Source organism: Granulicatella sp. WM01 (assembly GCF_004570605.1).
In the GTDB taxonomy this organism is placed as follows: domain Bacteria; phylum Bacillota; class Bacilli; order Lactobacillales; family Aerococcaceae; genus WM01.
The window spans coordinates 19,158-27,502 of the sequence record NZ_SPPB01000020.1 but is presented as its reverse complement, the minus strand read 5'-3'; the positions used below and the strand labels follow the sequence as shown (position 1 = coordinate 27,502).

Sequence of the window (8,345 nt, the reverse complement as noted above, 5' to 3'; positions counted from 1 at the left end):
TACCCAAAATATGAAAAAACTGGCAACAATACTACACAAACAGTATTGTTTTTTTCTTTTAAACAGTACTTTTGCTACTCTATATAGGTTTAATATAAAAGCACATCACATTTTTTCTATTTTAAAAATGTGATGTGCTTTTTTTATTATATTGTCAACAATCTGAAACGTGAAACCAATTTATTGATTTCACGTTTTTTGATTTTTATGGATAAAAATGAAATGTTTATTTATACCATATTATTGTTTAGTTTTTTTATGTTTTTTAAATGATGTTATACCTAAAGCTCCTAAAATAGTATATCCTAGTAAAGATAATGGAGAAGAATCTGTTCCTGTTTCAGGCAACAAGGTATTATTGTTTTTATGTTTATTTTTATCTTTATCTTTATCTTTATCTTTATCATTAGAGCCAGGATTATTAGAGCCAGGATCATTAGAGCCAGGATCATTAGAGCCAGGATCATTAGAGCCAGGATCATTAGAACCAGGATCATTAGAACCAGGGTCATTAGAGCCAGGGTCATTAGAGCCAGGGTCATTAGAACCAGGGTTATTAGAACTAGGGTTATTAGAACCAGGTTGTTCTGTACTCATACTAGAGGTATTATTTCCATTAGTTCCACTATTTGTATCGTCAGTATCAGGTTTACTTGGTGCAGGTTCTTCGTTCTTAGGTTGTTCTTTTAAATCAGCAACGGCTTTATCCAATAAAGTCACTTGTTCATTTAGAAGTTCGTTTGTTTTATTGTCGTCAGCTAATAGTTTTTTAGAATCGGCAATTACTTTTAATAAGGCTTCTTGAGTGTCTTTTGTAGCGTTTAAAAAGCGTGGAGTTTCAAGTAATGCCTCAACTTCAGATAATTTTTGGTCAAGATATTGCGTGTTGATTGGTTCTTTTTCTACATTAATTTCTAAAGGAATTTGTCTATCAGTGTAAGTAATCGTTAAGGTTTGTTTACCAATTTTTGCTGAATCATATCCAGTAACTTTGACTTGTTCATTTGTTAGTGGAATGATTTCTGAATGACCGTCTGTGTAAGTGAGAGTCAATTCACCTTTGCGAATATCTAATGGTTGGCTTACATAATATTGTACTTTAGGTTTTTTCGTTAACGATACATCTAATAACTTACGTGTGTCCATAGGTTGATCACTGACAAAGACATTTTGCACATCAGATAATGTTTGATCTAAGAATTGGATAGTAAGTGATTGTTTTCCAACTTGCTCGTTGTTAAATCCTGTTACAGTAATAGCAAGGTGTGTTAATGCAAAGACTTCACTTGTTCCATCTACATACAAAGCACGAATAGATCCACCAGTTAAATCTAATGCTTCTTCTTTTTTGTATACTGTTTTTTGAAGTGGTGTATAAACAAGCTCTTGAACTGTTTTTTGCACTTTTTGATAAGGCATTGCTAATGTATAGCTAAGTTCTTTACCAGGCATTTGTGCACGATAATAGATAAGTGATGACAATGGTGTGTCTTTCATAACTGGAAAGACAAGTCTACCGTCTCTATCGGCTGTTGCAGTAGCTAATGGATTAGTTGCTTCTTTATCGCTATATAGCGTTACTGTAGTTCCCGCAGGAACATTATCAAATGACACTTGAACATGATTATTCGCTAAACTTGTTGCATGAGCACTACTCATTGGAAGGTTATTAGATTCATTGTCTAAAGTTTCATACATTCTCCAATTATAAATACGAATAGCTTTCCAAGGTGTTCCGTTGTCAGATGTAAGGACATGTAAACGCCATTCTTGAGCTGTAATAGGACGCTCTAATTCAACATCAGTTACATGAGCGATATTATTGCGAATAGAGTGAGCAAGTTGCCAATTTCCATTTTCATCTTTATAGTATAAATCAAAATCTTTGGTATTCATCAATCCGTCATTAACAGATTCACCACCTGCACCCGCATGATCCATTGCCCAACGTCTAATTGTGCGAGGTTGAGTTAAGCGAATATCTACAGTTGCTTGTCTAGCATGTGAAGACCATTTGTCAGAGTTACTTGTGATTGTTCCGTTAAGCATACTTTCAATTCCTTCACTACCTGCTTGTTGTGGAACAGATGATCCAGTAACAGTAGCACCTAATACAACGTTTTCTGCCAATGGACGTGGTACAGTTGTATCTGATGTTGTCAATTCCCATTCAAAAGGTACAATTGTTTCAGCAGAGCGAACACCATTCTTACCAACAGCAACAACTTTTAATGGTTGCGTTGTTCCAGTAGCGTCTTGTGGTCGTGTAATTTTTGATAAGTAAATAGTATTATTAGAAGAGCCGGTAATTAATTGCCATTCATTTCCATATTGTTGATAAACTTCGTAATAATCTGCTCCATCTACTTTATCAAAATGAATAATACCTTCAGCTAGTTGAGCATGAGATAAACGTTTATCTAAAATTTGCCCAGACTCTGGAGCGGAAGGAGCATCTTGATTTGGTGAAATGCTAATTTGTCCTAGATTAAACTTAAATTGATTATCTGCTTGAGTGTTGTTTACACGTAATTTGATAGCATGGATTTTTTGATTTGCTAGTTGAGATAAATCAAATGTATTTGTAGACCAATCATTACTTGGAGTTAATGTATAGTAATGGAATGAATTTTCATCATAATTTGGACTTGTGCTGACACCGATTTGAATAGTAGCCTGTTGTCCACCTTTGTGGCTTACAGACAGTTTACTTGTTGGTGTAACATCTAAGTTACTTGCATAAAGCATAACATCATTTTGTGTGCCTTGACTCATATTTCCGGAAAAGACGAGAGAATTTCCACCATTATATGCAGAATCAAAATCGTAATCGGCAGTTAATTTTTCGCCATTTGAGTTTATCCACCAACGCCAAGTTGGAGAAATTCCAGCTACAGAACGATAATTCCATTCACTTTGACGTGAAGCTTGTCCGTTAATAAACCATTTTTTTCCGTGTCCTGTATTAAATGAGGTATTAAATGTTGTTCCTGTTAAAGCTGTTTTGTCTATAACATAACGTGATATACCTGACCAAACAGGGTGTGAATCATCAGAAGTTGTTGGATCTCCATTATGACCAGTCCAAAAGATATTTTCATTTTTGTGATAATCTTCTGCATGAGGAGATAAGCCTAATACTGAATCAGGAGTGTATAAACCAATCGAAAGTTTTGTTTTTTGATTACTGCCTATAAGGTGATGACGACGGACTGGTGTATTGTATGAACGAGCTTGTAATTCAAAACCAGCATAAACATCATAAGGGTTTCGTCCTATACTATTCATAGTTGAAATAGAATCATCATTTGTCCTAGTAGACCATCTAAAATTAGCAAAAAATTCGTCTGCTGGAACTGTTCCATTTTCATTTGGTGTCACAAAAGATTGATTATAGTGGTTAACACCGTCAATATGGTATCTTGTGCCATAAGTTGTCATGGCATCATACCAAGCAAAACGAATTGGATAATTAATTGATTGGGCGTATTCTTTAGCATAAAGCATAAATTGGCGCATTTGTTCGCCTTTATTTTTGAGTAGCTCACCTGTTGTTTCTTGATTGATGAAATACCCATCAAATCCATAATATTTTGCCATTTTTACAATTTGTCGTGCTAATGGGAAGGTATTAGAATTTGGAGAATCTTCCTTAATGAAATCTAAGAATTTTTCTTGTTTATCAATACTATCTGACCAATCAAAGAAAAGTGTACCATATACGGGAACGCCATTTCTGTGAGCAGTATCAATAACGTCTGGAGAAGGAATAGGACCGTCCCAGAACGTAATAGAATCAACATATTGCCAATAGTCAAATGCATAGGCTTTAAATTCATCTCCACCCACAGATGCATGGTCAGCTGCTTTTGAATTCATTAAGGATACGGCATGTACTTTTGCTTCAGGATTTGCTAAAGGATTGACAACTTTAGACCCGTTTACACGTGACATAAGTGGAACGCTAGAACGATTAATATCGTGTGCAGGTTGTTTGTCTTCGCTCCAATTTTCAAAGTCAGCATTGCTATTAAATTTGACTTCTCTAGGACGAATACTCGGTGCTAATGATTGAGGAGAATCTGGAACATTAGATACCTTTTCGTCTGTTGTAGAACTATTTGATGTATTGTCATTTGCTAGTGAGGACTCTTGAGCAAGGGTTGCTTGAGCGGTAGTGTAGTGAATAGTCCAAATACTACTGGCAATAATGCCAAGTTTTAACATTTTCTTTAAGGTCATTCGTAAGACCCCTTTCATAATAGTATTGTATATGATGAGCATATCATGACTACAAATAAATGTAAACGTATTCTTACGCGATTACACGATTTTGAGAAAAAATGCTTTAATTTGTGTAATTTTAGCTATAATTTTTACTTAAGTGAATATAGTATTGACAAATGAATAGTATATATTTGTGTTTGTTATCTATTTTAAATGTATTTTATAAAAAATAGATATAAACATTTAAATGATAGGTTTTTTATAGATTATATATGTATATAATACTATTAAATAATTTCTTAAATAAATCGTGTTTATAAGCGCAGTATCAGAGAATGTGAAAAATGTTACGATGGTTATATTGAACAAAAAATGCATTTCTTTTTTTAAAATATACTGTTATAATGAAAATATCATGTATAAATTGAGGGATACATGATAATTTTATAGATTGAGGAGGGAGAATAATCGAATATATAGGAGAGTTTTTAGGTACATTAGTATTAATTGTATTTGGATTAGGTTTTAATGCATCTATCCACTTAAAATATGCATTTGCTAAAGAGATGTCACCAAACTGGTTAACCTCTTGTGTTGCTTGGGGAGTTGCCTTAATGCTAGGTATTTTTGTTGCTAGTGCATGTGGTTCTTCAGCACATTTGAATCCAGCTATCACATTGTCTTATGCTTTAAATGGTATGTTCAATGTTGATATGGTGTTAGGATATATTTTTATGCAAATGTTGGGAGCATTTGTAGGAGCAAGTATTGTTGTCTTACATTATTATCCACATTTTAAAGAAACTTCGGCTCAAGAAGGAAATACAGTTAATCTTTTTGCCTCATCACCAGCTCTTAATGATCCACTGTTTAATATTATTAGTGAATTTATAGCAACATTTTTCTTCATATTCGTGTTACTAATGATAAACAGTTATAAACAAGTAGCTGGATTGGCACCATTTTACGTGCCGTGTTTATTTATTGCGATGGGCTTATCGTTTGGCTCTACTACTGGGTATACGATGAATCCGGCTAGAGATTTTGCACCACGTTTGGCATACGCTATTTTACCTATTCCGAATAAAAGTGGGTCAAATTGGTCATACGCATGGATTCCTATTGTAGCGCCAATATTGGGAGCAAGTCTAGCAGCTTTATTCGCAAAAGTTTTATTATCATTTGTTTAAAGGTTTGGAGCAAAACATGAAAAAAATTTTTGTCATTAATGCAGGAAGTTCATCATTAAAGTTTCAACTGTTAGATATGCCACAGGAAAATAGTATCATCAGTGGGATTTTTGAACATATTGGAGCAGGTACAATGCAGTTTAAGTGGACAAGCTATCGCCAAAAGGAAAGTGTTATATTGCCATTGTGTACACATCAAGAGGCTGTAGACTATTTGTTAACATATATTGTAGAAAAACAATTTGTTAATTCTTTAGATGAAATTGACGGAGTGGGGCATCGTGTTGTACACGGTGGAGAATTGTTTACTCATGCTGTGTGCATTACAGATGATGTTATGCAAAAAATTGAAAATCTTTCATTTTTAGCACCTAGTCATAATCCAGTAAATATTATGGGAATAAAAGCATTTTCTCATGCACTCCCTAAAAGTCAACAAGTTGCTGTATTTGATACGGCATTTCATCATACACTTATGCCAGAATATTATACTTATCCATTGCCAGCAGTATATCGTGAACGTTATGCTTTACGTAAGTATGGATTTCACGGTATAAGTCATCATTATATTGGGCAACAAGTAGCTGAATTAATGAGAGCACAAGGTGAGTGGAGAGATGATTTGAAAGTTATTAGTTGTCATTTAGGCAATGGGGCAAGCATCTGTGCAATGAGAAATGGACAATCTATAAATACATCAATGGGATTGACCCCTCTGGCTGGATTAATGATGGGAACACGTTCAGGTGACATTGATCCATCAATTTTGCCATTTCTTATGAAAGAAGAACAGTTGAGTATTGACGATATGACTGATATATTAAATAAACAATCAGGTTTATTAGCTGTTTCGCAAATTAGTCATGATGTTAGACACATACAAGAGGCGTATTTTAACGGCGATGCTGATGCTGTATTGGCTATAAGTATGTTTGTTAATCGTATTGCACAGACGATAGCCAGTTCACTTATTGATTTAGGTGGTTTAGATGTTCTTGTATTCACGGCTGGAATTGGAGAAAATTCGGTTTTAATCCGTCAATTAGTAATTGAAAAACTAGCATGCTTAGGGCTTTTCGTGAACAGTTCTGCCAATGAGCAAGGGCAAGTTTTTATTCATAATGAGAAATCCTGTGCAAAAATTGCTGTTATTCCAACAAATGAGGAAATCATGATTGCTCAAGAAACCTTAGCAATACTATCAGCTATATAGAATAGTGTAACGTATTTGATATAGCTTATTTTATCTTAAAAATTTTATCAATAGAGGCAAAAAAAGACTAAGCAAAAAGTCCAAAAATTCCATATAACATATAACAGCCAGCATGAATTAATGTCATGCTGGTTTTTTATTGAATATACATGTGAGAGAATTAGTGACGGTTAGGGAGTAGAAAAGAACAAATATGTCGTTTTACATAAGGAGATTGCTGGTTATTTAGAGCAAATATCAAGGCATATCAGATAGTTGATATGGTATAGTTAAAGAATACGATAGAGTATCTTCCAGCTTAGTGATGAGGTTATGTGTTTTCAGCCGTAAACGATACACTATATTCTTAAAACATGACTATTTGAAAAAAATAATCGTGTCGGTGAACAGAACGTTCGCCAACACGATTTAGTGTGCCTCATTATTTTGTGCCAAATAATCTATCGCCTGCATCTCCTAGACCGGGCATGATGTAACTATCATCATTTAATCTTTCGTCTAGGCAAGCTGTGTAAATATCAATTCCAGGGTGAGCACTACGTAATACGGCAACACCTTCTGGTGCAGCGACTAAACAAACAAATTTAATTGCAGATGGTTGTGCCCCTCGACTGATTAAAGCATCAATAGCAGCAACGGCAGAGCCACCAGTAGCCAACATAGGATCAACTACGAATAATTGGCGATCAGCAATATCAGAAGGTAATTTCACAAAATATTCAATCGGTTCCAATGTGTCGTGATCACGATACATGCCAACGTGCCCAACTTTAGCAGCGGGAATAAGTTGTAAAATACCATCAACCATGCCTAAACCTGCACGTAAGATAGGAATAACGGCTACTTTTTTCCCAGACAATGTTTTTTGTACAGTTTTTGTTAACGGTGTTTCAATTTCAATATCTTCTAATGGTAAATCACGAGATACTTCATAAGCCATCAACATTGAAATTTCGTTGACAACCTCTCTAAAGACTTTTGTTCCACAATCTTTTTGACGAATCATTGTTAATTTATGTTGGATTAGAGGATGATCTAATACCATGAATTTTCCCATACGATTAACCTACTTTCTAAAATTTCTTCATCTATTCTATCGTAATTCTTTCATTTTTTCCAGTCTTTTTATATACTATATGTATCTTATTATTTGGAGGGTGCAATGTGTAGATGTTCGTGGGCAGAAAATAATGCATTAATGAGAGCATATCATGATACAGAATGGGGAAAACCAGTTTATGACGATCGCCATTTATTTGAATTATTAATTTTAGAAGGGAAACAGGCAGGGTTAAGTTGGCAAATTATTTTGAACAGGCGACAAGGACTTAGAGAGGCTTTAGATAATTTTAATTGGAAAATTATTCAATACTATACAGATGATACATTAGAAAAATTAAGGCATGATGAGCGACTTATCAAACATAAACTAAAAATAAAAGCATTGCGTGAGAATGCTATTGCTTTTGAACAAGTTTGTATAGAATATGGAACATTTTGTCAATATATATGGTCTTTCGTGGATAATCAACCTATTGTAAATCACTGGGAACATATAGGAGAAGTTCCAGTAAACAGTGAACTATCAGATAAGATAAGTCGTGATTTGAAAAAAAGAGGATTTAAATTCGTAGGATCAACGATTATTTATTCTTATTTACAAGCTATTGGCATAATAAATGATCATCTTGATCATTGTGCGTTCAAATAAACAA

5 protein-coding genes are annotated in these 8,345 nt (G+C 34.2%); 3 read left to right on the top strand and 2 right to left on the bottom strand.

All coding sequences use genetic code 11. The features are described from left to right. Nucleotides 1-240 precede the first annotated feature (240 nt). The gene (locus E4T68_RS04150) at nucleotides 241-4,242 is read right to left on the bottom strand and encodes a bacterial Ig-like domain-containing protein (protein WP_167753806.1); all 4,002 of its coding nucleotides are present in this window, start codon (nucleotides 4,240-4,242) and stop codon (nucleotides 241-243) included. A 449-nt stretch (nucleotides 4,243-4,691) separates the two neighbouring features. Here E4T68_RS04150 and E4T68_RS04145 point away from each other — a divergent pair, with 449 nt between their 5' ends. Together E4T68_RS04145 and E4T68_RS04140 are read left to right on the top strand one after the other, a co-directional pair. After that, nucleotides 4,692-5,417 (top strand): MIP/aquaporin family protein, encoded by a 726-nt coding sequence (locus E4T68_RS04145; protein WP_135124418.1) that lies wholly within the window; start codon nucleotides 4,692-4,694, stop codon nucleotides 5,415-5,417. A 16-nt stretch (nucleotides 5,418-5,433) separates the two neighbouring features. Next, nucleotides 5,434-6,630, top strand: a complete 1,197-nt coding sequence (locus E4T68_RS04140; protein ID WP_135124416.1) for an acetate/propionate family kinase — start codon at nucleotides 5,434-5,436, stop codon at nucleotides 6,628-6,630. Nucleotides 6,631-7,051: 421 nt separating this feature from the next. Here E4T68_RS04140 and upp read toward each other — a convergent pair whose 3' ends face one another. Continuing rightward, nucleotides 7,052-7,687: a uracil phosphoribosyltransferase gene (gene upp / locus E4T68_RS04135; RefSeq protein ID WP_135124414.1), complete on the bottom strand. Its 636-nt coding sequence runs from the start codon at nucleotides 7,685-7,687 to the stop codon at nucleotides 7,052-7,054. Nucleotides 7,688-7,792: 105 nt separating this feature from the next. Here upp and E4T68_RS04130 point away from each other — a divergent pair, with 105 nt between their 5' ends. Further along, a complete protein-coding gene (locus tag E4T68_RS04130; protein WP_135124412.1) occupies nucleotides 7,793-8,341 on the top strand; it encodes a DNA-3-methyladenine glycosylase I in 549 nt (182 codons plus the stop codon). Nucleotides 8,342-8,345: the final 4 nt, after the last annotated feature.

Bases quoted from the DNA above. Each gene is read 5' to 3' on its own strand.
- E4T68_RS04150 (WP_167753806.1), bottom strand. From the start codon at position 4,242: ATGACCTTAAAGAAAATGTTAAAACTTGGCATTATTGCCAGTAGTATT.
- E4T68_RS04140 (WP_135124416.1), top strand. From the start codon at position 5,434: ATGAAAAAAATTTTTGTCATTAATGCAGGAAGTTCATCATTAAAGTTT.
- upp (WP_135124414.1), bottom strand. From the start codon at position 7,687: ATGGGAAAATTCATGGTATTAGATCATCCTCTAATCCAACATAAATTA.
- E4T68_RS04130 (WP_135124412.1), top strand. From the start codon at position 7,793: ATGTGTAGATGTTCGTGGGCAGAAAATAATGCATTAATGAGAGCATAT.